At 66.7% G+C, this 25,770-nt stretch carries 21 protein-coding genes; 8 read left to right on the top strand and 13 right to left on the bottom strand.

From position 1 onward, the window contains the following. Window positions 1-52 precede the first annotated feature (52 nt). From ACLIIZ_RS17175 to ACLIIZ_RS17150, 6 genes are read right to left on the bottom strand one after another with little or no spacing between them, the layout of a single operon-like run. Window positions 53-1,333 carry a mechanosensitive ion channel family protein gene (locus tag ACLIIZ_RS17175; protein WP_416694047.1) on the bottom strand — a complete coding sequence of 427 codons (1,281 nt, stop codon included), beginning with the start codon at window positions 1,331-1,333 and terminating at the stop codon, window positions 53-55. Beyond that, complete coding sequence (locus ACLIIZ_RS17170) at window positions 1,330-2,598, bottom strand: RsmB/NOP family class I SAM-dependent RNA methyltransferase (protein WP_416694045.1); 1,269 nt, start codon at window positions 2,596-2,598, stop codon at window positions 1,330-1,332. Before ACLIIZ_RS17170 ends, ACLIIZ_RS17175 begins: the two co-directional genes overlap by 4 nt. Then, a complete protein-coding gene (locus ACLIIZ_RS17165; protein WP_416694043.1) occupies window positions 2,595-3,587 on the bottom strand; it encodes a DUF3108 domain-containing protein in 993 nt (330 codons plus the stop codon). The genes ACLIIZ_RS17170 and ACLIIZ_RS17165 overlap by 4 nt, the downstream gene beginning before the upstream one ends. Window positions 3,588-3,593: 6 nt before the next feature. Further along, entirely contained in the window at window positions 3,594-4,241 is a 648-nt protein-coding gene (purN, locus tag ACLIIZ_RS17160) for a phosphoribosylglycinamide formyltransferase (protein ID WP_416694041.1), read from the bottom strand. Window positions 4,242-4,243: 2 nt separating this feature from the next. Then, the gene (locus tag ACLIIZ_RS17155) at window positions 4,244-4,945 is read right to left on the bottom strand and encodes a hypothetical protein (protein ID WP_416694039.1); all 702 of its coding nucleotides are present in this window, start codon (window positions 4,943-4,945) and stop codon (window positions 4,244-4,246) included. Next, window positions 4,945-5,589 (bottom strand): DedA family protein, encoded by a 645-nt coding sequence (locus ACLIIZ_RS17150; protein WP_416694037.1) that lies wholly within the window; start codon window positions 5,587-5,589, stop codon window positions 4,945-4,947. The genes ACLIIZ_RS17155 and ACLIIZ_RS17150 overlap by 1 nt, the downstream gene beginning before the upstream one ends. A 43-nt stretch (window positions 5,590-5,632) precedes the next feature. Between ACLIIZ_RS17150 and mutL the strand changes: the two genes are divergently transcribed. Next, window positions 5,633-7,441: a DNA mismatch repair endonuclease MutL gene (mutL, locus tag ACLIIZ_RS17145; protein ID WP_416694035.1), complete on the top strand. Its 1,809-nt coding sequence runs from the start codon at window positions 5,633-5,635 to the stop codon at window positions 7,439-7,441. 27 nt (window positions 7,442-7,468) lie between these two features. Beyond that, complete coding sequence (locus ACLIIZ_RS17140; protein WP_416694033.1) at window positions 7,469-10,162, top strand: bifunctional diguanylate cyclase/phosphodiesterase; 2,694 nt, start codon at window positions 7,469-7,471, stop codon at window positions 10,160-10,162. A gap of 1 nt (window position 10,163) precedes the next feature. Here ACLIIZ_RS17140 and ACLIIZ_RS17135 read toward each other — a convergent pair whose 3' ends face one another. Beyond that, window positions 10,164-10,979, bottom strand: a complete 816-nt coding sequence (locus ACLIIZ_RS17135; protein ID WP_416694031.1) for a D-alanyl-D-alanine carboxypeptidase family protein — start codon at window positions 10,977-10,979, stop codon at window positions 10,164-10,166. Window positions 10,980-11,022: 43 nt separating this feature from the next. Here ACLIIZ_RS17135 and miaA point away from each other — a divergent pair, with 43 nt between their 5' ends. After that, entirely contained in the window at window positions 11,023-11,958 is a 936-nt protein-coding gene (miaA, locus tag ACLIIZ_RS17130; protein WP_416694029.1) for a tRNA (adenosine(37)-N6)-dimethylallyltransferase MiaA, read from the top strand. Here the strand turns inward: miaA and ACLIIZ_RS17125 are convergent. From ACLIIZ_RS17125 to purM, 5 genes are read right to left on the bottom strand one after another with little or no spacing between them, the layout of a single operon-like run. Continuing rightward, the gene (locus tag ACLIIZ_RS17125) at window positions 11,948-13,075 is read right to left on the bottom strand and encodes a response regulator (RefSeq protein WP_416694027.1); all 1,128 of its coding nucleotides are present in this window, start codon (window positions 13,073-13,075) and stop codon (window positions 11,948-11,950) included. The two genes, miaA and ACLIIZ_RS17125, sit on opposite strands and share 11 nt — an antisense overlap. 2 nt (window positions 13,076-13,077) lie before the next feature. Further along, the gene (locus ACLIIZ_RS17120) at window positions 13,078-16,122 is read right to left on the bottom strand and encodes an efflux RND transporter permease subunit (RefSeq protein WP_416694025.1); all 3,045 of its coding nucleotides are present in this window, start codon (window positions 16,120-16,122) and stop codon (window positions 13,078-13,080) included. Next, a complete protein-coding gene (locus ACLIIZ_RS17115; protein ID WP_416694023.1) occupies window positions 16,119-17,216 on the bottom strand; it encodes an efflux RND transporter periplasmic adaptor subunit in 1,098 nt (365 codons plus the stop codon). The genes ACLIIZ_RS17120 and ACLIIZ_RS17115 overlap by 4 nt, the downstream gene beginning before the upstream one ends. Next, the gene (locus ACLIIZ_RS17110; RefSeq protein WP_416694021.1) at window positions 17,213-17,755 is read right to left on the bottom strand and encodes a septal ring lytic transglycosylase RlpA family protein; all 543 of its coding nucleotides are present in this window, start codon (window positions 17,753-17,755) and stop codon (window positions 17,213-17,215) included. The genes ACLIIZ_RS17115 and ACLIIZ_RS17110 overlap by 4 nt, the downstream gene beginning before the upstream one ends. Further along, window positions 17,727-18,767: a phosphoribosylformylglycinamidine cyclo-ligase gene (gene purM / locus ACLIIZ_RS17105; protein WP_416694019.1), complete on the bottom strand. Its 1,041-nt coding sequence runs from the start codon at window positions 18,765-18,767 to the stop codon at window positions 17,727-17,729. The genes ACLIIZ_RS17110 and purM overlap by 29 nt, the downstream gene beginning before the upstream one ends. 250 nt (window positions 18,768-19,017) lie before the next feature. On the opposite strand from purM, the gene katG reads away from it, so the two are divergent. Continuing rightward, window positions 19,018-21,192 (top strand): catalase/peroxidase HPI, encoded by a 2,175-nt coding sequence (gene katG, locus ACLIIZ_RS17100; RefSeq protein WP_416694017.1) that lies wholly within the window; start codon window positions 19,018-19,020, stop codon window positions 21,190-21,192. A 125-nt stretch (window positions 21,193-21,317) separates the two neighbouring features. Beyond that, window positions 21,318-21,782: an RDD family protein gene (locus ACLIIZ_RS17095; RefSeq protein ID WP_416694015.1), complete on the top strand. Its 465-nt coding sequence runs from the start codon at window positions 21,318-21,320 to the stop codon at window positions 21,780-21,782. 18 nt (window positions 21,783-21,800) lie between these two features. On the opposite strand, the gene bchE is transcribed toward ACLIIZ_RS17095, so the two are convergent. Then, window positions 21,801-23,366 (bottom strand): magnesium-protoporphyrin IX monomethyl ester anaerobic oxidative cyclase, encoded by a 1,566-nt coding sequence (gene bchE / locus ACLIIZ_RS17090; protein ID WP_416694013.1) that lies wholly within the window; start codon window positions 23,364-23,366, stop codon window positions 21,801-21,803. 133 nt (window positions 23,367-23,499) lie between these two features. Here bchE and ACLIIZ_RS17085 point away from each other — a divergent pair, with 133 nt between their 5' ends. From ACLIIZ_RS17085 to ACLIIZ_RS17075, 3 genes are all read left to right on the top strand, one after another. Beyond that, entirely contained in the window at window positions 23,500-24,114 is a 615-nt protein-coding gene (locus ACLIIZ_RS17085; RefSeq protein WP_416694011.1) for a phosphohydrolase, read from the top strand. Between the two features lie 8 nt (window positions 24,115-24,122). Further along, the gene (locus tag ACLIIZ_RS17080) at window positions 24,123-24,308 is read left to right on the top strand and encodes a hypothetical protein (RefSeq protein ID WP_416694009.1); all 186 of its coding nucleotides are present in this window, start codon (window positions 24,123-24,125) and stop codon (window positions 24,306-24,308) included. A gap of 303 nt (window positions 24,309-24,611) precedes the next feature. Continuing rightward, complete coding sequence (locus tag ACLIIZ_RS17075; RefSeq protein WP_416694007.1) at window positions 24,612-25,511, top strand: hypothetical protein; 900 nt, start codon at window positions 24,612-24,614, stop codon at window positions 25,509-25,511. The last annotated feature ends 259 nt before the right edge of the window (window positions 25,512-25,770 follow it).

Here is a 25,770-nt window from a genome sequence, read left to right as displayed (position 1 = left end):
CCACCAGCAATGTCAACGACATTATTTCACCCCAAAGACATACCCAGGGGAATCAGGAAAGCTGCTGCGGAACACCGCCGAGCAGCCGGACTTCGCGCTGCGGGAAGGGAATCTGCACGCCGTTGTCGCGGAAGCTGCGCCAGATGTCGAGATTGATCGCCGAGACGACGTTCATCTTGCCGTTCTCCGGGTCGGCGACCCAGAAGCCCAACTCGAGATTGATGCTGCTGTCGGCAAACTGGGTCAGCAGCACGCTCGGTGCCGGATCGGCGAGCACCCTTTCCTGGCGCTGCGCGCACTCGACCATCAGGCGCATCGCCAGCTCGAGATCGCTGTCGTAGGCGACGCCAACCGTGGTGAACAAACGCATGCTGTTGTCGGAGTAGGTCTGGTTCTGTACCGTGCTGCCGATCAGGGTTTCGTTGGGAACGATGAATTCGGTACCGCCGGGATGGCGCAGCACCGTGTAGCGGGTCGTGATCTGGGTGACCGTGCCGCTGTCGGTACCAACCTGGACGATGTTGCCGATGCGGATCGAGCGGTCGAGCAGGATGATGAAACCGGAAGCGTAGTTGCTGGCGATCTTCTGCAGGCCGAAGCCGAGGCCGACGCCGAGCGCCCCGGTGAATACCGAGAGCGCCGTCATGTCGATGCCGACCAAGGACAGACTGATGAGCACGGCGACCACGGTGAGCACCGCCTTGGCGACGCGCACGCCGACGATGCGCAGGTTGCCGTCGACCGACTGCATGCGCATCAGGCGCCCTTCGATGACGCCGGCGATCCACAAGGCGAAGACGACGGTCAGGAAGACGGTGACGATGCCGCTGAATATCAGCCACAGGTTGAGATGCTGCTTGCCGATCTTGAAATCGACCTGCTCCAGCGCATCGACCACGTAAGGCGCGAGATCGGTGATGTAGAGCGCCAGCCAGCCCCAGACCAGCGTCGCGATCAGCTTTTCCCAGGCGGCCAGCCAGCCGGCACCGGGAAAGGCCTGGCGCAGGACGAAGACGACGCCACGCACGAGCGCCATCGAAGCAAGCAGCGACATCGCCAGCTTGAGCAGGGTGACCGGAAAGAAGTGCTTGAGGATCAGCATTGCGGCGCCGGTCAGCAACATGCCGGAAAGCGGGAAGGCCAGCCGGCTGCCGACCTGGCGCAGGTGCCAGCCGGCTTCCGGCGGATGCGCCGCCCGCCACCAGCGGGCAATGCTCCAGGCCAGGCCAAGCACGCACAGCAAGGCCACTACCTGCCAGACGAAGCTGGGCTCGTGGAAATCGTCGAGCAGGTGGCTGACCAGCCTGCCGAAAGCGACGCCGGAATCGTTCATGCCAGGCGCTCCAGGACGGCGGCGAAGAAGCCGTCGGTATCGTGCTGCTGCGGCAACAGTTGCAGCATGGCACCGGGCAACTCGCAGCCGAAGCGGGCCAGCACGCCGTCCGCCGGCACCAGGACGAAGCCGGGATGAGCGGCGAGGAAGGCCTCGACCACCGCCGCATTTTCCTCGCGCAGCAGGCTGCAGGTCGCGTACACCAGGCGCCCGCCGGGCCGCACCAGGGTCGCCGCCGAGGCCAGGATGGCCGCCTGCTTGGCGGTCAGTTCGGCGACCGCGCCGGCGTCCTGACGCCATTTCAGGTCAGGATTGCGGCGTAGCGTGCCGAGCCCGGAACAGGGCGCATCGACCAGCACGCGGTCGGCCTTGCCGGCCAGGCGCTTGACCTTGAGGTCGCGCTCGTGCTCTATGCGCACCGGATGGACGTTCGACAAGCCGGAGCGGGCCAGACGCGGCTTCAGGTTGGCGAGCCGCTTGTCGGAAACGTCGAAGGCGTAGAGACGGCCGGTATTCTTCATCTGCGCGCCGAGCAGCAGCGTCTTGCCGCCGGCGCCGGCGCAGAAATCGACGACCATCTCGCCGCGCCGAGCTTCGAGCAGCAGGCCGAGCAACTGGCTGCCCTCGTCCTGGACCTCGAAACTGCCATCGAGGAAGGCCGGGTTTTTCGCCAGCGCCGGCTTGTCGCGCAGGCGCACGGCCAGCGGCGACAAGCGCCCGGGCGCGGCGCCGATGCCGTCGCCGGCGAGCCGGGCGAGCAAGCGCTCGCGGTCGGTCTTCAGGGTGTTGACGCGCAGGTCGAGCGGCGCCGGCCGGTTGAGGGCGGCGGCCAGGGCGCGGATTTCCTCGTCACTGTACTGCGCCAGCAGGCGCTCGTACAACCAGTCCGGCAAGTCGCAGCGCACCGCCGGCGGCAGGTCGTCGTCGCGCACCGCCTTGACGCCGGCCAGCCAGGCCTCCTCACTCGCCTTCAGCACCGGCGCCAGCTCGCGCTGGCTCCAGCCGCGGGCGACGGCCAGCGTCGCCAGCAGGCGCTGCCGGTTGTCCGGACGTTCGCCGCAGCGCGCGTCCAGGCTGCGCCGGCGGCGCAGGAAGGCGAACACCGTCTCGGCGACGAAGGCACGGTCGGCGTGGCCGAGCTGGCGATGCTCGCGGAAATAATGCGAGACGACGGCGTCGGCCGGGTGGTCGAAACGCAGCAACTGGCCGAGCAGGTGTTCGGCGTGGGCAAACAGGGCGGGTGTGAAACGGGCTTTCGTGGTCACTGCGGTTCGGCCTCGGTAATATCTATTTCGGTGGCGCGCAATTCGTAACTGTCGCCCTTCTTGTCGGTGAAGCGGATTTTAACCGGGAGTCGCCAGCGGTCGAGGGCGATCCAGATTTCGGTGATGGTGTCGCCGACGGCCCGCAGGTGCAGGGTGCGGAAACTGCCGGCCGGCGTTTCTATGGTTTCTTCCCCGAAGGCATCGAGGCTGTAGGGCTGGTACTTGCGGCCGGTGACGACGCCGATCGTGCTGCCGTTTTCCGGCGCCGCCAGATAGGCGAGCTGATAGTTGAGCGACAGCAGGTCCTGGCTGCCGCTGGCCACCGACTGCACGCTGCCATCGCGCTGCAGCCGGACCTGGCGCGTCGCCCAGTCGAAATCGGCATCCTCGCCGCGCGACACGCCGTTGCGCAGGACGCGGAAACTTTCCGGTTGCAGACCGCCCGGCCCCAGCCGGCCACGGCTCTCGTGCTCCTGGCGTAGCGGCTTGAACAGCGCGGCCAGACCGCTGGTCTCGATCATCGCCCGCAGACGGTAAGTGCCGTCGCCGGGAAACTCCCAACGGTGTTCGGCGCGGCCGATCTGCATGCCGAGCGTATCCTTGACAACGACGAAGGCCAGCCGGCCGCTGCCGGCCAGCACCGGCGCCGCCGGCGGTGTTACGGCAGGAGCCGGCGGTTCCGGCGCCGATGCCACCTCGGGCGGCAGCAGTTCGCCCGGCGTCAAGGCGTCTTCCGGCGCGCTACTGGGCGGCACGAGCGGCGGCGGCGCGCTTGCCGGCGCCGGGGTCGGCAGCTTGGGTTTCTTCGCCGCGGGCGGCGGCGGTGCCGGCTGCGCGGGTGGCGGGGCAGGCGGCGGCGGGCGTCGCAACTCGGCCTGCAACGGCGCCGTTTCCGGCACTTCGCCGAACATCCCGAAGTCGAAGCCGAACAAGGCTAGGGCGTGCACCAGCACGGACAAGGCAACGGCGACGACCAGGATGTAGCGCATCCCTGATCAGCGCGGGCTGGGAGCGATCAATACCGCGTCGTCAATCAGCGAGGCATCGCACACGACCCGACCGTCGACCAGGCGCGCCCGGCCCTCGGCGAGCCAGCGCACGGCCTGCGGGTAGATACGGTGTTCCTGGCGCAGCACGCGCGCCGCCAGGCTCGCTTCGTCGTCGCCGTCGACCACCGGCACCGCGGCCTGGATGACGACTGGCCCGTGGTCGAGTTCGGCGGTGACGAAGTGCACCGTGCAGCCGTGGATGCGCACCCCTTCGTCGAGCGCCCGCTGGTGCGTGTGCAGACCGGGGAAGGACGGCAGCAGCGAGGGATGGATGTTGAGCAGGCGACCTTCGTAGTGACGCACGAAGTCCGGCGTCAGGATGCGCATGAAGCCGGCGAGGATCACCAGGTCGGGCGCGAATTCGTCGATGCAGGCGGCGAGCGCGGCATCGAACTCGTCGCGCCCGGCGTAAGCCTTGTGATCGAGGCAGCGGGTGGCGATGCCGGCGGCGGCGGCGGTTTCCAGCCCCTGGGCGGCCGGCCGGTTGCTGATCACGGCAGCGATGTCGACCGGCAGGCGGCCGCCGTCGCGCTCGGCGATCAGCGCTTCCATGTTGCTGCCGCGGCCGGAAATCAGGATGACGATCTTTTTCATGTTCAGAGACCTACGGGAAGAAAAATGGCGGTCGCCAGCGACTGGGTGACGCGCGACAGCGTGCGGCCGTTGCGGTCGGCGACGATCTGCGCCATGAAGTCGAGCAGGCCGATGATGCGGCCGAATTCGCGCTCGAACGAGATGTTGCGGTTGCCGGGGTCGAGTTCGTTGGACAGGAGGAAGAACTCGCCGCTGACCCGGTGGTCGTGGCCCAGCTTCCAGATGGCGATTTCCATATTACGGGCGGCGTTGTGCAGCTTGGTCTCGTCCAGGCTGTCGAGGACGTAGAAATCGTCCTTGTGCTCGTAAGCCGCATCGACCATGGTCAGCAGCCCGAACATCAGCGCCGCCACGCGGTCGCCGGCGAATTCCTCGGCAAAGGCCAGGTTCGCCGCCAGGCGTTCGCGCTGGCCGCGCAGTTCCGGCCAGTCGGCGCTGACCCGCTGGCGCAGGCGCTGCACCGCCGCCTCGCGGCTGGCTGCACCGGACTGCTTCCATTCGCGCGGGTTGCGCTTGTACAGCTTGTCGGCGATCGTCAGCAGGCCGGCGACGACCTCGCGCCGACTGGTGTCGGTGATACGGTCGACCTCGGTCTTCAACAGGTAGCGCGCGTTGACCGTCGTCTCGGTACGACCGTCGCGCCCCAGCTTGGTCGCGCAGGCGAGCTGCGACAGCGCGAGGACGACGACGATCAGCCAGCGCATCAGGCGCTCCGCCGGTGCTGCAGGTAGCCGATCGCCGCCGGCAGCAGCGAGACGGCGATGATGGCGAGGATCAGCAGCGACAGGTTCTGCTTGACCCAGGGCAGATTGCCCAGCCAGTAGCCGGCCAGGCACAGCGACAGCACCCAGGCGGCGGCACCGATCAGGTTAAAGAAGGTGAACCTGGCCCAGGACATCGCGCCGATGCCGGCGACGAACGGGGCGAAGGTGCGAAACAGCGGCAGGAAGCGCGAGATGATCAGGGTCTTGCCGCCGTGCAACTCGTAGAAGGCGTGCGTTTTCTGCAGCGCCGCCTTGTTGAAGATGCGCGAGTTTTCCCAGTGGAAGACCTTCGGCCCGAGGAAGCGGCCGATCTGGTAATTCACCGTGTTGCCGAGTACCGCGGCGGCGAGCAGGACGGCGCACAGGGTGGTGATGTCCATGCCGCCCTGGCCGAGCGCGGCCAGCGCGCCGGCGACGAAGAGCAGCGAATCGCCAGGCAGAAAGGGAAAGACGACGAAACCGGTCTCGGCGAAGATGATGAAGAACAGGATGGCGTAGATCCACAGGCCGTACTGCTGGACCAGGAGGGCGAGGTGAACGTCGAGGTGGAGGACGATGTCGATGAATTGGGTGAGCAGTTCCATGCGCAGGGCCGGTCTTTGAACGAGGCGGCATTATAATCCGGGCATGCCATCCATCGCCCGCCTCCCCGACCTCCTGATCAGCCAGATTGCCGCCGGCGAAGTCGTCGAAAGACCCGCTTCGGTCTTGAAGGAACTGCTCGAAAACAGCCTCGACGCCGGCAGCACGGCGATCCAGGTGCACCTGGAGGAAGGCGGCGTCAAGCTGATCCGCATCACCGACGACGGCTGCGGGATTGCCAGGGATGAACTGGCGCTGGCGCTGACCCGGCACGCCACCTCGAAGATCGCCAGCCTCGACGACCTTGAACGCGTCGCCAGCTTCGGCTTCCGCGGCGAGGCGCTGGCCTCGGTCGCCGCCGTCGCCCGGCTCGCCATCACCAGCCGTGAAAGAGGCGCCGGCCACGCCTGGAAGCTGCGCGGCGAGAACGGTGCCGAACCCGAACCGGCGGCGCTGATGGCCGGTACCGTGGTCGAGATGCGCGACCTCTATTACAACACCCCGGCCCGGCGCAAATTCCTCAAGTCGGAGAGCACCGAATTCGCCCACTGCGCCGACGCCGTCCGTCGTCTGGCGCTGACCCGACCGGACGTCGCCATCAGCCTGACGCATAACGGGCGCAGCCTGTTCCAGCTGGCGCCGGCCGACCGCGCCCGGCGCATCGCCGAAGTGGTCGGCGACGACTTCGTCGCCGCCTCGCGCGCCGTCGACGCCGCTGCCGGGCCGATCGCGCTGACCGGCTTCGCCATCGACCCGACCCGCGCCGGCGAAGCCAAGGACGGCCAGAACGTCTTCGTCAACGGCCGCTTCGTGCGCGACAAGATCATCGGCCACGCGCTGCGCGAGGCCTACCGCGACGTCCTGCACGGCGCCCGCCAGCCGGCCGTCTGCCTGTTCCTCGAGATCGACCCCGGGCTGGTCGACGTCAACGTCCACCCGGCCAAGACCGAAGTCCGCTTCCGCGACTCGCGCGCCGTACACCAATTTGTCTACCACGCCATCCAGCGCACCTTGGCGACGCCGATCCAGGCGCCGGCAGCCGCGACCAGCGAAAACCGGGGACCGGCCACGCTCATTACGAAGCACAGGCCGCGGCCGGCCGCCCCCGCCTTCCCGCCACCGCTGCGCCACCAGGCCAGCCTCGGCGTTGCCGAACCGGCTGCCACGGCCTACCTGGCCTTCGCCCAGGCCGCCCAGCGCCTGGCGCCGAGCAGTAGCAGCGCCACCGATGCGCCGCAATTCCGCCCGGACGTGCCGGTCGACCGCAACGGTCCGCCGCTCGGCTACGCGCTGGCGCAACTGCACGGCATCTACATCCTGGCGCAGAACGCGGGCGGGCTGATCGTCGTCGACATGCACGCGGCGCACGAGCGCATCCTCTACGAAAAGCTGAAGACTGCCTTCGACAGCCGCCAGGTGGCAACCCAGAACCTGCTCATCCCGGCCGTGTTCTCGGCCGACCCGCTCGATGTCGCGGCGGTCGAGGAACATGCGGAAGCGCTGGCCGAACTCGGCTTCCGGATCGCCCCGCTCGGCCCCGGCCAGCTCGGCGTGCGCGCCGTGCCGGCTCTGCTCCAGTCGGGCGACCCGGTGGCGCTGGCGCGCTCGTTGATCGCCGACCTGCGCGAGCACGGCATCAGCCAGCTGGCGACCGCCCGGCGCAACGAACTGCTCGCCACCATGGCCTGCCACGGCGCGGTGCGCGCCCGTCGCCAACTGGCGATTCCCGAGATGAACGCGCTGCTGCGCCAGATGGAGGAAACCGAGCGCGCCGGCCAGTGCAACCACGGCCGGCCGACCTGGACCGCGCTGTCGCTCGACGAACTCGACAAATTGTTTCTTCGCGGTCGATAATCCGGATTCATCACGCCCGGAGCATCGATGAAGTTTCTTATTTCGCGAATCCACAATCTGGTTTCGCACCAGCAGGACAACTGGCGGCGCCTTGCCCTGCTGGGACTAGGAACGCTGGCCTTCATCACCTACGCCGCGCTGCTGACGATCGGCCTGCTGATCGCTCATCAACGCGAAAGCGACTTCGCCCTGCGCAACCTGGACAACCTCGCGCGCGTCCTCGAAGACCACGCGCGCAACACGATCGACAAGGTCGACACCATCCTGCTCGCCGGCCAGCTCCACCTCTCCGCCCTGCGCAGCAACAAAGCGAACGGCAGCATCGACATCAACGCCAGCCTGGCCCGCCACCTCCAGTTGATCGCCAGCGAATCGCAAAGCCTGCGCGTCGCCGATGCCCAGGGCCGTTTCATCTTCGACGCCAGCGGCCGCACGGCGCCGGCTCGCATCGACGATCGCGCCTATTTCCAGCGCAACCGCGACGACCCGTCGGGCAAGCTGGTGATTTCCGAACCGCTGTACGCCCGCATCACCCACAACTGGGTGGTCACGCTGAGCCGGCGGATCGAGGACAGCCACGGCAATTTCGCCGGCCTGATCCAGGCGGCGATCCGCACCGACCATTTCCAGAACTTCTTTGCCAACCTCGACCTCGGCAGCGGTCAGAGCGTCGCCCTGCTCGACGACCAGCAACGCCTGATCGCCCGCTACCCGGCGGTACCGGCAAAGATCGGCCAGGTCGTCAGCCACCCCAGCATCACCGAGCTGATCCGCCGCCAGGGCAAGCACACCAGTTTCACCACGGCATCGGCGATCGACGCCGTCGAACGCCTCTTCGTCGCCCGCCGGGTCGGCGACTACCCCTTCTATGTCGTCGTCGGCCATGCGCCGGCGCACTTCCTGACCAACTGGCGGCAGCAGGTCTTCTGGGCGAGCCTGAGCGCTGCCCTGCTCGCCGCCGTGCTCGCCGGCTGGATCGTCGTCTGGATGCGTACCTACGACCGCGCCCGGGAGATCGCCCAGGGCATGACCCGGGCCTACGAAAACACCTTCCGCCGTACCCGCGCCCTGCTCGACAGCCTGCCCGACCCGGCCTGGCTGAGCGACCGCCAGGGCCTGCTGATCGCGGTCAACGACGCCTACGCCGCACTGTCCGGCAAGACGGTCGATGCCATCCTCGGCCAGCCGGTGGAAAACGGGCTGCCCAGCACGCTTGGTCAAGCGCTCGCCGCCCTTTCCGCCGAAGCGCTGCTGCAACAGTGTCAACAGAAGCGGACCGGCAGCCTGCAATCCGAACGGGACGGCCAGCGTCACTACGAATACATCGCCACCCCGGTGTTCGACGATCGCGGGGTGATTGCCGGTGTCGCCGGCGTCGCCCGCGACATCACCCAGTTGCGCGAAGACCAGCAACGCATCCGCCATCTCGCCGAACACGATCTGCTGACCGACCTGCCCAACCGCGTGCTGCTCACCGAGCACATGGCCAGCGCGCTGGCCGAAACGCTCGGCAACCAGGCCGAACTGGCGCTGATGTTCCTCGACCTCGACCATTTCAAGAACATCAACGACACGCTCGGCCACGACATCGGCGACCAGTTGCTGCTGCAGGTCGCCCAGCGGCTCAGCGCCAGCCTCGACGAACGCGACACGATCAGCCGCCAGGGCGGCGACGAATTCGCCATCCTGATCCGTGGCCACGGCGCGCCGGCGCGCCTGGCGACGATCGCCCAGCGCCTGATCAACGCCATCAGCCATCCCTTCGTCGTCGCCGGTCACGAATTGCGCGTCGGCGCCAGCATCGGCATCTGCACCTACCCGCACGACGGCAACGACATCGGCAGCCTGCTGAAGAACGCCGACACCGCGATGTACCAGGCCAAGGCGGCAGGCGGCAACACCTACCGCTTCTTCACGCCGGAAATGAACCTGCGCATTTCGGAACGGGTGACGCTGGAGAACAACCTGCGCCGCGCCCTCTACGGCGACGAGATCTTTGTCCATTACCAGCCCCAGACCGACGTCCGCAACGGCCGCCTGATCGGCTTCGAAGCTCTGGTCCGCTGGCAGCACCCCGAACTCGGCAACATTCCGCCGACGCGTTTCATCCCGGTGGCCGAGGAAAGCAGCCTGATCTATCAGGTCGGCGAGCGCGTCCTGCGCGAAGCCTGCCAGCAGAACCGCCACTGGCAGGACCTGGGCTTGCCGCCGGTGGTGGTCGCCGTCAACCTGTCGGCGGTACAGCTACGCCTGCCCGACCTGCCGCAGCGGGTCGCCCGCATCCTTGCCGAAACCGGCCTCGACGCGCGCTGGCTGGAACTGGAGATCACCGAGAGCGCGTTCATCCACGACACCGAGCGCATCATCGACGTCCTCCAGCAGTTGCGGGCGATCGGCATCAAGCTGTCGGTCGATGACTTCGGCACCGGCTATTCCAGCCTCGGCTACCTGAAGCGCCTGCCCTTCGACCGGATCAAGATCGACCAGTCCTTCGTCCGCGATCTGCCGGACGGCAGCGACGACGTCGCCATCGTCCGCGCCATCATCGCCATCGCCGCCAGCCTGCAGAAGGAAGTCATTGCCGAAGGCGTCGAACAGGAAGCGCAGAGCGAATTCCTGCTGCAGCTCGGCTGCGAGTTGATGCAGGGCTACCATTTCGGCAAGCCGGCCAGCGCCGCCAGCGCCGAAGCCCTGTTGCGCGGCATGGCGCAGCAGGCTTGATTCAGGCAGTACCCAGTCTTTCCCGGGCGTAACTGCGCAGGCGAGCCATGTCGCGGGCGCGCGCCTCGCGATCCGCCGCGTTGAGGACGACCAGGGCGACGACCCGGCCGCCGAACTGCTCGGCCTCGGCCAGGCAGAAGCCGGCCGCCGAGGTGAAGCCGGTCTTGCCGGCGAGCAGCGCCACCGAACGGTCGTGGGCGAAACGGTTGACGTTCAGCTTGCCGCCCACCGCCGTCTTGCGCGACAAATCCTGGAAATAGGGAATCTGCGCCAGGGTCACCAGCAGCACGCCGAGATCGCGGGCGCTGGCGCGGTTGGTCGACGAGAGGCCGGCAGCGTCGCCGAAATCGAAGCTGAACAACTGCATCTGCGTCATCAGCGCCCGCATCGAGTAACGAAACTCCTCCCAGCCGCCGGGAAAGCTGCGCGCCAGCGCCGCCGCCGCCCGGTTGTCGGAAGTCACCACCAGCCATTCGAGCAGTTGCTCACGCCGCCAGCGCGTCCCGACCTCCAGGCTGGAGCGCGTGTATTCGGAACGCACGACGTCGTCCTGCTCGATGCGGATGCTCTCGCCCAGCGGCAGTTCGGCACTGAGCACGACCCAGGCGGTGATCAGCTTGCTGATCGAGGCAATCTGTACCGGACGCTCGGCGTCGATCGCCAGCAGCGTGTCGTCGAGGCTGCCGACGTAGGCGTGGCGGGCGCTCAGCCCGGGCAGGCGGTCGGCCGCGGTCGCCCCGGCCAGCGCGGGCAGGCAGAGCGTCGGGGCGAGCAGACCGCCGGCGAGCAGGCGGCGACGGGAGAGATGAGAAGGCATGGTCAAAGAATTATAGCCCTCTGCCGTGCTAGCATTCGCCGCCATGAATCTGCCGCCCGCCATCCTGATCATGGGCCCGACCGCCTCGGGCAAGACCGCCGCCGCGATGGCGCTCGCCGACCGCTTCCCGGTCGAACTGATCAGCGTCGATTCGGCGCAGGTCTTCATCGACATGGACATCGGCACCGCCAAGCCGGACGCCGCGACGCTGGCCCGCTACCCGCACCGCCTGATCGACCTGATCACGCCGGAAGAACGCTATTCCGCCGCCCGCTTCCGCGCCGACGCGCTTGCCGCAATGGCCGCTATCACCGCCGCCGGCCGCGTGCCGGTGCTGGTCGGCGGCACCATGCTCTACTGCCGCGCCCTGCTCCACGGCCTGGCCGAACTGCCGCAGGCCGACGCCGCGCTGCGCGCCGAACTCGACGCCGAGGCGGCGCGTGCCGGCTGGCCGGCGATGCATGCCCGGCTCGCCGCGCTCGACCCGGTCACCGCCGCCCGCCTGCCGCCGAACGACAGCCAGCGCATCCAGCGCGCGCTCGAAGTCTGCCTGACGAGCGGCCGGCCGATGTCCGAACTGCTGCAGGAGAGCGCCGCCGAAACGCCGCCCTACGACTTCCTGCAACTGGCGCTGCTGCCGTCCGAGCGCGCCGTGCTGCACGAGCGCATCGCCCGCCGTTTCGACGAGATGCTGCTCGCCGGTCTCGACGACGAACTCGCCGCGCTACGCCGCAAATACCGGCTCAGCGCCGACCTGCCGTCGATGCGTTGCGTTGGCTACCGCCAGGTCTGGGAGGCCCAGGACGGCCTGATCACGCGCCGCGAGATGCGCGACCGCGGCATCTTCGCCACCCGCCAATTGGCCAAGCGGCAAATCACCTGGCTCGGCAACTCGTTCGCCGCGGAAAGCCTCGACTGCGTCGCCCCGCAACTGAGCGAACGCGTCGTCGACCGCGTCGCCCGCTTCCTCAGCGCTTGAGCACGTCCTGCAGGCTGGCGGCGAGCGCCTGCAGTTCGCCGATCGTCTGCAGGCTGGCGTCCTGGCTGGCAACCATGCGCTGCATGTAGTCGTCGGCCAGCGTCGTCAGCGAGTTTTCCTGTGCTTCGCTCAGACCGAGCGAAATGAAGGATTTGCCGAGCGCTTCCTGGAACTCGATCATCGATTGCGTCAGTTCCAGCGAATTGCGCCGGTAGTTGGCCTGTACCGATTCCAGCGTGCACTGCACGCGCGGCAGCGCCGCCTCGATACCGGCGCGGCGGTGGCGCGCCAGTTCCTCGGCCTCGATCGCCTGCATGCGGGCGTCCGCCCCCTCGGCGAGCAGCGCGACGTTGTCGCGGATGCGGCCGCAGCGATCGGGATCGGCCAGCGGCATGTCGTTGATCAGCACCGTCACCCGACCGTAGTTGAAAACACAGCGGCTGCGGAACTGGAAAATGCGACCGGCGTGGCGAACATGGTTGAGCACCGAGACTTCGAGCGGCAATTCGCGGCCGTTGTCGCTGACGGTCAGCGCGCCGTCGCCGAGGCGCAACTGCAGCGCGGCGTTCAGCTCGTACTGGCGCAGCGCGTCGAGCAGCGCCGCGCCGAGTTCTTCCTGGGTGCCGCAGGCAAAGGACTTGCTGAGAAACTGCAGGACGACGCCCAGCTCGCCCATGCTGACCATCGCCGACATCGCCGTGCGTTGCGCGTAACCGGCCTGTTCGTGGAGAGCGCGCTTCTCGTCGAGAATGCGGGCGGCGACGCGCACCTTGCGCAGCAGCTCGGCGGGATCGAAGGGCTTGGTGATGAAATCCTCGCCGCCCGCTTCGTAGCAGAGCAGCCGGGTGTCGATGTCGTCGCTGGCGGAAATGAAGAGGATCGGGATGTCGCGGCTCTCCCAGTCGCCCTTCAGGCGCTGGCAGATTTCGAAACCGCCGATGCCGGGCAGGCTGAGATCGAGCAGGACGATGTCCGGCCGACATTCGGCGAGCCGCGCCAGACAGGCCTCGCCGGCGCTGAAGGATTCGCGGCGGAAGTCGTCGGCGAGCGCCGCATCGACCACGTCGAGGAGGACCTGATCGTCGTCGACGATGAAGACCAGCGGTTTTTCTTCCATGCTTACTCCGGGCTTGCCAAGGCGGCCTTGCGCGCCGCCAGCAGGGTATAGACGGCGGGCACCACGAACAGCGTCAGGAAGGTGCCGAGCAGCAGGCCGCCGACGATCACCCAGCCGATCTGCTGCCGCGACTCGGCGCCGGCACCGCTGGCCAGCGCCAGCGGTACGGCGCCCAGCACCATGGCGCCGGTGGTCATCAGGATCGGCCGCAGGCGCAGCTCGGCGGCCTCGATCACCGCCGCGTGCAGTTCGCGCCCCTGTTCCTGCAACTGGTTGGCGAATTCGACGATCAGGATGCCGTGCTTGGTGATCAGGCCAACCAGCGTGACCAGGCCGATCTGGCTGTAGACGTTGAGCGTGCCGTTGGTCGCCCACAGCGCAAACAGCGCGCCGGCCATCGACAGCGGCACGGTGAGCAGGATGATGAAGGGATCGCGGAAGCTCTCGAACTGCGCCGCCAGCACCAGGTAGATGAAGGCCAGGGCGAGCGCGAAGGTCAGCGCCAGCGACGCCGACGACTGCCGGAACTCGCGCGACTGGCCGTTGTAATCGACGGTGTGGCCCGGCTTCAGGACCTGCGCAGCGAGCTGGTCCATCGCCGTCAGCGCTTCGCCCATGGTGTAGCCGGGCGCCAGGTTGGCGGTGATGGTGACCGCCCGGCGCTGCCCGAAGTGGTTGAGTTCGCGCGGCGCCACGGTTTCGCCGACGTCGAGCAGGTTGTCGAGCGAGAGCATGCTGCCGTCGCCGCCACGCACGTAGATGTCGCGGATGTCGGCCGGGTTGGCGCGGTCGGCGTCGGCGACCTGGACGATCACGTCGTACTGCTCGCCGTCGCGCTTGAAGCGGGTGACCTGGCGGCCGCCGAGGAAGGTTTCCAGGGTGCGGCCGATGGTCTCGACCGGCACGCCGATGTCGGCCGCCTTGTCGCGGCGCACGGCGACCGAGAGTTCCGGCTTGTTCAGCTTGAGGTCGGTATCGACGTTGGTCAGCCCGGGGTTCCTGGCCAGTTCGCCGAGGAACTCCTGGGTCACCTTCTGCAGTTCGGCGTAGGGCGCGCTGGTGACGATGACGAAATTGATCGGCCGCTCGCGCGGGCTCTGGCCAAGCGACGGCGGCGTCACCGGGAAGGCCATGACGCCGGGCACGGCGCCGAATTTCGGGAACAGTTCCTTGGCGATGTCGGACGAACTGCGCTGACGCTCGCTCCAGTCGGTCAGGCCGACGAAGGAGATCCCCTGGTTGACCACCGGGTTGCCCGAGACGACGAAATAGCGCTCGATGTCCTGGGTCTGGCTGTAGATGTCCTCGATCTGCCGGGCGTACTTTTCGGTGTAGTCGAGCGTCGCACCGTCCGGCCCGTTGAACACGCCGAGGATGACGCCGCGGTCCTCGACCGGAGCCAGCTCGGATTTCAGCGCCTTGAGCAGGACGCCGCAGGCGACGGCGACGGCGATGAAGGCGGCGAAGACGACCCAGCGCCGCTGCAGGGCCGCGCTCAGCACGCGCCGATAACCGGCGTTCAGCCAGTTGAGGAAGTTCTCGACCAGGACAAAGCCCTTCGAGTGCTTTTCCTCATGGCGCAGAAGCAGCGAACACATCATCGGCGACAGCGTCAGCGCAACGAAGCCGGAAACCAGCACGGCGCCGGCCAGGGTCAGCGCGAACTCGATGAACAGCTTGCCGGTGCGCCCGGTCATGAAGGCAACCGGCGCGTAGACGGCGGCCAGGGTCAGCGTCATCGCCACCACCGCAAAACCGATTTCCTTCGCCCCCTTGAACGCCGCCTCGCGGCGCGGCATGCCTTCCTCGATGTGGCGGAAGATGTTCTCCAGCACGACGATCGCGTCGTCGACGACAAGGCCGATGGCCAGCACCAGCGCCAGCAGCGTCAGCGTGTTGATCGAGAAGCCGAGCGTGAACATGATGGCGAAGGCGCCAACCAGCGAGACCGGGATGGTCACCAGCGGAATCAGCGTCGCCCGCAGGTTGCGCAGGAAGAAGAAGATGATCGCCAGGACCAGCACGATGGCCTCGCCGATGGTGGTAAACACCGACTTGATCGAGCGGTCGATGAAGACAGAGGAATCGTAGGAGATATTGACGCTCATCCCTTCCGGCAACTCGCTGGCGATACGCGGCATCTCGGCGCGCAGGGCCTTGGACAGTTCGAGCGGGTTGGCGGTAGCCTGCTTGATGACACCAAGCGACACCGCAGAACGCCCCTTGAACCGCACCGAGGTACGCTCGGCAGCGGCACCGATTTCGACCCGCGCGACGTCGCCCAGGCGCACCGGGTAACCGTCCACGGTGCGCAAAACCACCGCAGCGAACTGTGCCGGCGTCTGCAGGTCGGTGCTGGCGACCACCGAGAATTCGCGCTCGCGGCTCTCGATGCGGCCGGCTGGCACCTCGACATTCTGCTTGCGCAGCGCGTCCTCAACGTCGGCGGCGGTAACCCGGTAGGCGGCTAGGCGCTGCTTGTCGAGCCAGATGCGCATGGCGAACTTGCGCTCGCCGAAGACGCGCACATCGGCGGCGCCGGGCAGCGTCTGCAGGCGCGGCTTGACGAAGCGGTTGGCGACGTCGGTGACTTCCAGCGGCGAATGCTGGTCGGAGGAAAAGGCCAGCCAGATGACCGGGTTGGCGTCGGCCTCGACCTTGGCGATGACCGGCTCATCGACCTCGTCGGGGAGCCGGTTGCGCACCCGCGAAACGCGGTCGCGGACATCGGCGGCGGCCGAATCGGGCTCGCGTTCGAGCTTGAAGCGGACCGAAATCTGGCTGCGTTCGGCGCGCGAAATCGAGGTGATGACCTCGACCCCCTCGATGCCGGCCAGCGAATCCTCCAGCGGCTTGGTCACCTGCGATTCGATGATGTCGGCGGAAGCGCCCCGGTAATCGGTCGATACGGTGACCACCGGCTCGTCGATCTTCGGGTATTCGCGCACCGACAGCCGGTCGTAGGAAACGATGCCGAGCAGCATGATGACGAGCGACAGCACGGTCGCGAAAACCGGCCGCTCGATACAGATTTCGGAAATTCTCATGGTTGTGCCGCTTGCGGCATCTTCACCGGGGCGCCGGGGCGCAGCTTCAACTGGCCGGCGGTGACGATCAGGTCGCCGGCAGCCAGTCCCTCGACCACCTCGACCTGAGCGTCGCGGCGCAGGCCGAGCCTGACCGGCGCCACCTCCGCCTTGCCGTCGACGACGCGGAACACCGACGGCTTGGCGCCCGGTTGCACCGCTTCCTCGGGAATCATCAAGACGCCCTTGCGCTCGCCGAAGGCGACGCGGACGCGCACGAACATGCCCGGGCGCAGCTTGCCCTGGCGGTTGTCGAGACGGGCGCGGACGGCGATCGAGCGCGCCGCCGGATCGAGCTGCGGGTCGATCGCCTCGACCGTCGCGGTAAAGGTCTGGCCGGGCAGCGCGTCGCTCGAAAGTTCGAGCGCCAGGCCCGGCCGCAGGCGACCGAAATAGGCTTCGGCGAGCCGGAAATCGACGCGCAGGCTGGAGATGTCATCGACATTGACCAGTTCCTCGCCTTCCTTGACGTAGCCGCCGACGCTCACGTCGCGCAGCCCGACGATGCCGGCAAACGGCGCCACCAACCGCATCTTGGCGGCCTTGGCGACGGCCAGCTGGAGCGCCGCTTCCTGCACCTTGAGCGTCGCCGCCGAGGCGTCGAGCGCCTGCGGGCTGATGAATTTCTTGGCCAGCAGTTCCTCGTTGCGCCGGAAACTCGTCCGTGCCAGTTCGACGTTGGCCTTGGCCTGCGCCAGCTCGGCTTCCTGGATCGTCGCGTCGAGGCCGATCAGCAGGTCGCCGCGCCGCACCAGCGCGCCGTCGCGGAAACCGATGCGGGCGATGCGCCCGCTCACTTCGGGGCGCAGCACGACCGATTCCGCCGCCTTCAGCGTGCCGACCGCGCTCGTCTCGTCGGCGAAATCGATCGCCTTTACCTTGGCCAGTTCGACCGCCACCGGCTTTGCCGGGCCGGCGGCCGGCGCCGCCTTGGCCGCCGGCTCCGGCGCGGCAACCGCCTGCCCAGCGCGGTTGGCCGACCAGGCGAAGTAGCCGAGCCCGATCAGGCCGGCCAGGGAAAGCGCGACAATGCCGCGCCGCTTCATCTGCTTCATGGTTGGGTGATTCCTTGGGAAATGCCGTTCTCGAGCTGTTCCAGCAAACCGGGTTCGCCGCGCGGCGCCGGGTTGGCGGCGGTGAAAGCTTCGCCGCAAGCCTGCGGCCCGCGTTCGCGCCAGTTGTCCGGCAAATGCGCCAGGCGCACCTGGACGATGCCTTCCTTCAACATTTCGAGATAATCGGCGGCGGCGGCCGACAGGTCGATGACCCGCCCGCCGCGTTGCCGGTGGTGCATGCGGTCGTTGATGCGAACGATGACGCATAGCCCGCTTGCCGGCCGCAGCACCGCGACGTGGCTGCCGAGCGGGAAATGGTTGCTGGCGGCGGTGAACTGCTTCTTGTCGAAACGTTCGCCGGTCGCCGTCTTGCGACCGTGGAAGCGGCTGCTGTAGAAGCTGGCCAGGCCGTCGACGATCGAGTTGCTGCTCGCCGCCGGCAACTCGAGCGCCAGCGCCGCCCCCGCCAGGCCGAGGCCGGCGCCGAACAGCGCGGCCTGGCGCAGGCGCTCAGACCACCAGGGTCTGCGCTTCGTCACCCTGCCGTGCCCGAATCCGGCCGATGCGGTAAACCGCCTCGCCCTGTGCCTTCAGTTCGGCCTCGGCGGCATCCGCCTCGGCGGCCGAGACGATGACGACCATGCCGATGCCGCAGTTGAAGGTGCGGTGCATTTCCTTCTCGTCGACCTGGCCTTCCTTCTGCATCCAGTCGAACAGCTTCGGCCGCGGCCAGGCGGCCTTCTGCAGTTCGGCGACGGTGTTCTCCGGCAGCACGCGCGGCACGTTTTCCAGCAGACCGCCGCCGGTAATGTGGGCCATGCCCTTGATCGTCACCTTCTGCATCGTCGCCAGCACCTGCTTGACGTAGATGCGGGTCGGCGCCATGACCACGTCGGCGAGGCTACGTTCGCCATCGAACGGCGCGTTCATGTCCGGGTTCGAGCGCTCGATGATCTTGCGCACCAGCGAATAACCATTGGAGTGCGCGCCTGACGACGCCAGGCCGAGCACCACGTCGCCTTCGCCAATCGACTTGCCGTCGATCAGCTTCGACTTCTCGGCAACGCCGACCGCGAAACCGGCCAGGTCGTATTCGCCGGCCGGGTACATGCCCGGCATCTCGGCGGTTTCGCCGCCGATCAGCGCGCAGCCGGCCAGTTCGCAACCCCTGGCGATGCCGCCGACGACGGACGCGGCAGTGTCGACATCGAGCTTGCCGCAGGCGAAGTAGTCGAGGAAGAACAGCGATTCGGCGCCCTGCACCAGGATGTCGTTGACGCTCATCGCCACCAGATCCTGGCCGACGGTATCGTGGCGGTTCAGCTGGAAGGCCAGCTTGAGCTTGGTGCCGACGCCGTCGGTACCGGACACCAGCACCGGTTCCTGGTAGCGCTTCGGCACTTCGAACAGCGCGCCGAAACCGCCGATGCCGCCGAGCACGCCATCGCGCAGCGTCTTCTTGGCCAGCGGCTTGATGCGGTCGACAAGCGCATCGCCGGCATCGATGTCGACACCGGCGTCGCGGTAGGAAAGCGGGGTATTCTGGGTCATGGTAGGCAGAGGCAAATTGCTGAAAAAACCGGATTTTACCCGAAACGCAGCGACTTCCCGAAACTCCCGGCTGGCGAAGGGCGTTCTCCCGGCGCGACGACACGCGCAAGCGGGAAAAACCAATACAGTCGATAGCGAAAAGTCATTGCCACAAAACTTTCAATTAACAAATCCGGTGCTAACCTGAGTTCACAGCAGATCGCCGACACCCACCGGCGATCGACAATTCACCCTGACAGGAGAGACGACCATGGAAGGTAATTCCCCGAAATCCACCGGCCAGTGCCCGGTAATGCACGGCGGCAACACCGCCAGCGGCAATTCGAACATGGCCTGGTGGCCGCAGGCGCTCAACCTCGACATCCTGCACCAGCACGACAGCAAGACCGACCCGCTGGGCGCCGGGTTCAACTACCGCGAGGAAGTGAAGACGCTCGACGTCGAAGCCCTGAAGGCCGACCTCAAGGCGCTGATGACCGACAGCCAGCCCTGGTGGCCGGCCGACTGGGGCCACTACGGCGGCCTGATGATCCGCATGGCCTGGCACTCGGCCGGCACCTACCGCATCGCCGACGGGCGCGGCGGCGGCGGCACCGGCAACCAGCGCTTCGCCCCGCTCAACTCGTGGCCGGATAACGTCAACCTCGACAAGGCGCGCCGCCTGCTGTGGCCGATCAAGAAAAAATACGGCAACAAGCTCAGCTGGGCCGACCTGATGATCCTCGCCGGCAACGTGGCCTACGAGTCGATGGGCCTGAAGACCTTTGGCTTCGCCTTCGGCCGCGAGGACATCTGGCATCCGGAAAAGGACATCTACTGGGGTTCGGAAAAGCAGTGGCTGGCCCCGACCGGCAGCGAAGGCAGCCGCTATTCCGGCGAACGCGACCTGGAAAACCCGCTCGCCGCGGTGATGATGGGCCTCATCTACGTCAACCCGGAAGGCGTCGACGGCCAGCCCGACCCGCTGAAGACGGCGCAGGACATGCGCGTCACCTTCGCCCGCATGGCGATGGACGACGAGGAAACCGTCGCCCTCACGGCCGGCGGTCACACCGTCGGCAAGGCGCACGGCAACGGCAGCGCCGCCAACCTGGGCGCCGCGCCGGAAGCCGCCGACGTCGACGAGCAGGGCCTCGGCTGGAACAACCACACGAGCCGCGGCATCGGCCGCGACACCGTGACCAGCGGCATCGAAGGCGCGTGGACGACGCACCCGACAAAATGGGACAACGGCTACTTCGACCTGCTGTTCAAGTACGACTGGTGGCTGCAGAAGTCGCCGGCCGGCGCCCACCAGTGGGAACCGATCAACATCGCCGAGGAAGACATGCCGGTCGACGTCGAAGATCCGAGCATCCGTCGCAAGCCGATCATGACCGACGCCGACATGGCGCTCAAGTTCGACCCCGAGTACCGCAAGATCGCCGAACGCTTCCGCGCCGACCCGGCCTACTTCTCGGAAACCTTCGCCCGCGCCTGGTTCAAGCTGACGCACCGCGACATGGGCCCGAAGGCGCGCTACATCGGCCCCGACGTGCCGGCCGAAGACCTCATCTGGCAGGACCCGGTGCCGGCCGGCCGCAGCGACTACGACGTCGCCGCCGTCAAGGCGCAGATCGCCGCCAGCGGCCTGCCGCTGGCCGAGATGGTCGCCACCGCCTGGGACAGCGCCCGCACCTTCCGCGGTTCGGACAAGCGCGGCGGCGCCAACGGCGCCCGCATCCGCCTCGCCCCGCAAAAGGACTGGGCAGGCAACGAGCCGGCCCGGCTGGCCAAGGTACTGGCGGTCTATGAGCGGATCGCCGGCGAAACCGGCGCCAGCGTCGCCGACGTCATCGTGCTCGCCGGCAACCTCGGCATCGAACAGGCGATCAAGGCCGCCGGGCTCGACATCGCGGTGCCCTTTGCCCCGGGACGCGGCGATGCCAGCCAGGAAATGACCGACGTTGAATCTTTCGAAGTCCTCGAACCGCTGGCTGACGGCTTCCGCAACTGGCAGAAGCAGGCTTACGTCGTCACGCCGGAGGAAATGCTGCTCGACCGCGCCCAGCTGATGCGCCTCACCGCCCGCGAAATGACCGTGCTCATCGGCGGCCTGCGCGTCCTCGGCACCAACCACGGCGGCAGCGCGCACGGCGTATTCACCGAGCGCGTCGGCGTCCTCTCCAACGACTTCTTCGTCAACCTGACCGACATGGCCTACGCCTGGCAGCCGACCGGCCGCAACAGCTACGCCATCGTCGACCGGCAGAGCGGCGCGACCAAGTGGACTGCGACCCGCGTCGATCTCGTCTTCGGTTCCAACTCGGTGCTGCGCGCCTACGCCGAGCACTACGCGCAGGACGACAACCGCGAGAAGTTCGTGCGCGATTTCGTCGCCGCCTGGAGCAAGGTGATGAACGCCGACCGCTTCGACCTGGGCTGAGCCTCCCCCCCCCACCGCCCGCTGCCGCAAAGGCAGCGGGCGGCTTGCCGCGACCGGCGAATGCGGGCAGGATCACGCCATGACAAAGCCATTGCGGCGCTGTCGCCAATCTCAGGGGGGTTGCCATGGACGAATCGGATGTCGAATACGCGGGTTTCTGGGTCAGGGTCGGCGCCAGCCTGATCGACTCGCTATTGATCGTGATCATCACCTTCCCCTTGCTCGTTTCCCTCTACGGCTGGGAATACTTCGATTCCGAAGAACTGCTCGCCGGACCGGCCGACTTCCTGATCACCTGGGTGCTGCCGGCCGTCGCCGTGATCTGGTTCTGGATGCAACGCCAGGCCACACCAGGCAAGGCGGCGCTGGCGCTGCGCGTGGTCGACGCCGAGAGCGGCAGCCCGCTGTCGCTCGCCCAGAGCATCGGGCGTTACCTGGCCTATTTCGTTTCGACGATTCCCTTCGGACTCGGCCTGTTCTGGGTCGGCTTCGACAGCCGGAAACAGGGCTGGCACGACAAGCTGGCGAGTACGGTGGTAGTCCGAGCCAAAACGCGCGGGCCGCAGCCCGTCCGTTTCCCGCGCGCCTAGACCGACGGGCGGCCCCGTTCAAGTACCCGACAAACGCCCCCTCACGGCTGCCGGCAGCACCACTTGCGCCGGTGCCCGAGCCAAACCCTGAGCCAAGCCTTGCACCGATTCGCGCTGCTGCCGCGCAAACTCGGCCAGACTCAGACCGCTCGGCCGCGGCCGCTTGCCGAACAGGAATTCGCCGACCTCGCGCAACCAGACGCGCCGCCCCATCTGCACATACCAGCGCATCGCGTGGCGGAACTCCGGGTCGCGGCTGAAGTAAGTACGCAGCAAGGCACGCGGCCGTAACTGCAGCGCCACCTCGATGCCCTTGACCCAGAGCAGCAGGCGCCAGGGCGGCATGCCCGGCGTCGCCAGCACTTGATGCTTGTAATCCCACAGGCGCGTATCGGTCTGCACCACCTCGCGCTGGGCGACCGTCTCGAAGAAACGCGTCCATTGGTGCGGCGTCGCGTAGAGCAACTGGATCTGGTCGGGGTCGTAGCGCAGCAGGTGTTTCAACGACTGCCAGTAATCGTGGTCGGTCTCGGCGCCGAAGCCGACCACGTAGGTCGCCATCGAAACGATGCCGTGCCGGCGCAGCAGGCGAATCGCCTCGGTGTCCTCGCGCGGCGTCGCGTCCTTGCGGATGGCTTCCAGTGTCGCCGGATCGTAGCTCTCGATACCGAGCAGGAAGCGGATGACGCCGGCGCGGCGGTAGAGATGCAGGATGTCGGCATCGCGCACGATGTCGCCGGCGCGCGTCGAGCCAACCAGGGTCAAATTGACGTTCTCGGCGATCAGCGCTTCGAGGAAGGCCTGCCAGGCGGCGCGCGAAGCGGTCGGCAGTTCGTCGGCGAAGTTGATCACCTCGACGCCGTGTTCGCGGTGCAGCCAGGCCAGTTCGCGGGCAAAACGGAGCGGATCGCGATGCCGCCAGCTGCGCCAGAAGCCGCGCTGGCCGCAGTAGCTGCACAGGTAGGGACAGCCGCGCGAGAACTGTACGACCACCGCCCGGCGGCCGCCCCAGTAGGAATAGCGGGCAAAGTCGATCAACTCCCAGCCGACGCGGTAATCGTCCAGATTCGCTATCGGCTTCGCCTGCCGCGTCGCCCACACCCGCCCGTCCTGGCGGAAAGCGACGCCGGGCACGGTGGCGACCAGGCCGTGGCTGACGATGGCCTGCGCCAGCAGCAGCGCCGTGCGCTCGCCCTCGCCGCGCACGACCAGGTCGATGGCCGGGCACTGGGTCAGCGTCTCGCGCCAGTGATAGGTCGGATGGACACCGCCATAGACGATGCAGACCTCGGGCAGCGCCGCCTTGATGCGGGTCGCCAGTTCAAGAATGGTCGCGTGCGCGGTCGACGAGCCGGCGTGGCCGACCATGACGATGCGCGGCGCCGCCGCCCGCACGCGGCGGACGATCTCTTCCGGCGAAAGCGGGTCGTAATCGGCATCGAGCAGTTCGACTGCAAAGCCGGCATCAATCAGCGGCCCGCCGATGGCGAGCAGGCCGAGCGGCGGCAGATGGTCGTCGGGAACGCGGCTACCGATGGCGGTATGCGGCGGATTGAGCAGCAGAATCTTGGCGTTGCGGTTCATGGCGGTCTCCTGAAGAACACGCCACCACTGTCGACCGGCCGGGTGAGCAGAGCATGAAGCGAGGGTGAAGTCGGCGCGGCCGGTGTTAAAGTCGCTGCTCCAACGTAAAAACCGCCCCGCCGTACGCATCGAGATGAGCCGTCAGCAAGCCCCCCGCGCCTGGGTCCGCCAACCCTCCGGAAAGCGGCTCGACCTGCTCGACCCCACGCCCTTCGACTGGGACGACCGCGACCTGGCCATCGGCCTGGCGCGGACCTTCCGCTGGGGCGGCCATTCGGTCTGGCCGCGCCCCCTGTCGGTCGCCCAGCACAGCATCCTGGTCCTGACGCTGCGCCGCCAGATGTCGCCCGAACCGCTCGCCCCCGCCGTCGCCCTGCGCGAACTGCTGCACGACGCCGAAGAAGGCTTGATCGGCTTCGACCCCATCTCGCCGCTCAAACCCATCCTCGGCGACGCCTTCGCGGCGCTGACCGAACGCCTGACGCAGGCGGTCTTCCTGCGCTACGGCCTGCCCGCCTGGAGCGACGAGGAAAAGCGCCGCCACAAGGAAGCCGACCGCCTCGCCGCCGCCAGCGAAGCGGTGCACGTCGCCGGTTGGTCGCCCGAAGAAGTGCGCGCGGTACTCGGTATTACCAGCCGGCCGCTCGCCACCGACCCGCTGCTCGCCGAATACGGCGGCACACCCTGGGAACCCTGGCCGGCCAGCGTTGCCGCCGAACGTTTCCTGGCCGCGCTGGCCAATCCGTGAGACGGGCGATGCGCGCGCTTGCCTCGTCGATGTGCCGGCGCAACGCCACGATGCAGGGAGAAAAACGGGCGGGAAAGCTGCTGCATTCGCCAATCCGGGTATGGAACATTTCCGCCAGACGCAGCGCCTGGCGCCAGGTCTGGGCATCGACCGCCGCCAGCCTTGCCTTGACCACGGAATCCCATTTCATCTGACCAGACGATATCGACGTGTTGCCCAGGAGGCGGCTGGTAGCAATCGGCCAGAAGCGGTCTCTCAAGAAAGCGTCGCATAGCGGACGTTGGCTCTGTCCGTATGATTGCTGATTGATAAGGAGACCGGCATCAGATAATCTCGATGTCATTCAGAACCTTACGAGTGATCCAATCGTGTCCGTATTATTAGCAATGACCCGAACGTTTCTGCTCGTGAATAACTGCTAGCCACCACTACAAATGTCGACGCCCCCACCACTGACGCAAGCACAGAAGAATCGGTTAGCCGTTCTGGAGCCGGCGTTGAGAGCAGCCGTTTACGCTGCGGACTACCGACGTGCGAAAGCTTTTGCTACCGACATCCAATCTCTGCTTCGTTCGACAGGCCACGAAACGCGCCTTATGCGCTCAAAGAACTGGCTGTTTGAAGCAGCCTTAAACGCTGGTGAGTTAAATACAGCAGAGCTTGGGTTTCGCGGTGTGCGTTCCAAAACAGCGGTAAGTACCCGCGTGCACCTTGAAGCGACTGCATTACTTGCTGTCTGTCTTCTGCGACAACAAAAGGTTTCTGAAGCAGAACCTCTAATTGCCAAGGTTCTCGAAGGCAAAGCCATCAAGGATGCCGACCGTCGACGTCACTTCATTGAAAGCGTTGCGGCCAGGTATCAACTCGAAAGCTATATATCCTCCGTGCGCGATCTCGCTCACGAGTCACTGGACGTTGACGAAATCGATGCCGCTGCAATTGAAGCAGTAAAGACAAAATCCGACGATGAACTCTATACCCAGATTGCCTCTGCGATTCCAAGAGAAGTTATTGAGGTCGTCTATCGCGTAGATCGCGCGGCCCGGAAGCAACTTACGATGAAAGAAGTTCGTTTTCTTCCATCGCCGGCTGCTATTGAAAAGAAGGTTGAACACGGTCGCAGTTTCTTTGCATCGTTAAAACTGGTCATTTGGAAGGCGTTGTGCGACCCACAGAGCGAAATATACAAGGCATGGTATACAAACGGGATGGCACACATCCTGAGCAAGAAATACTATGCGATGGCCGTTACAGCTGCTCTCGTAGACATCGGCTTCGCTGCTAAGGTCGTAGCAGTGCCCGCAACCGCGCTTCTAATGAAGCTTGGGATCGAGGTCTACTGTGAGCGATTCAAGCCGGGAGAAATTCTTGATGGAAGGAGCGGCCGTGGTGGCTGACCCTTCGTTGCAGGGCGCGCGCCCCTGAACTCGAACATTCCTGAACGACAGATTGCCCCAACCCGCCAACTACCGCTCTGGGTCGATTCGAGTCGCTCAAGTACCCGCGATTCTGCGGTCTGCCACTAGGGTCTGTTCACATTTGCGGAATTGTGTTTACATCCTGTCTTTTGGATACAAGACATGGATCGCCGAATGCTCACCGATGACCAGTGGTCACGCATAGCGGATTTTCTGCCTGGGAAGGCCACAGACAGAG

The sequence above is a fragment of the Azonexus caeni genome, from assembly GCF_048146105.1.
Lineage (GTDB): Bacteria > Pseudomonadota > Gammaproteobacteria > Burkholderiales > Rhodocyclaceae > Azonexus > Azonexus aromaticus_B.
This window is presented reverse-complemented; position numbering and strand designations above follow the sequence as displayed.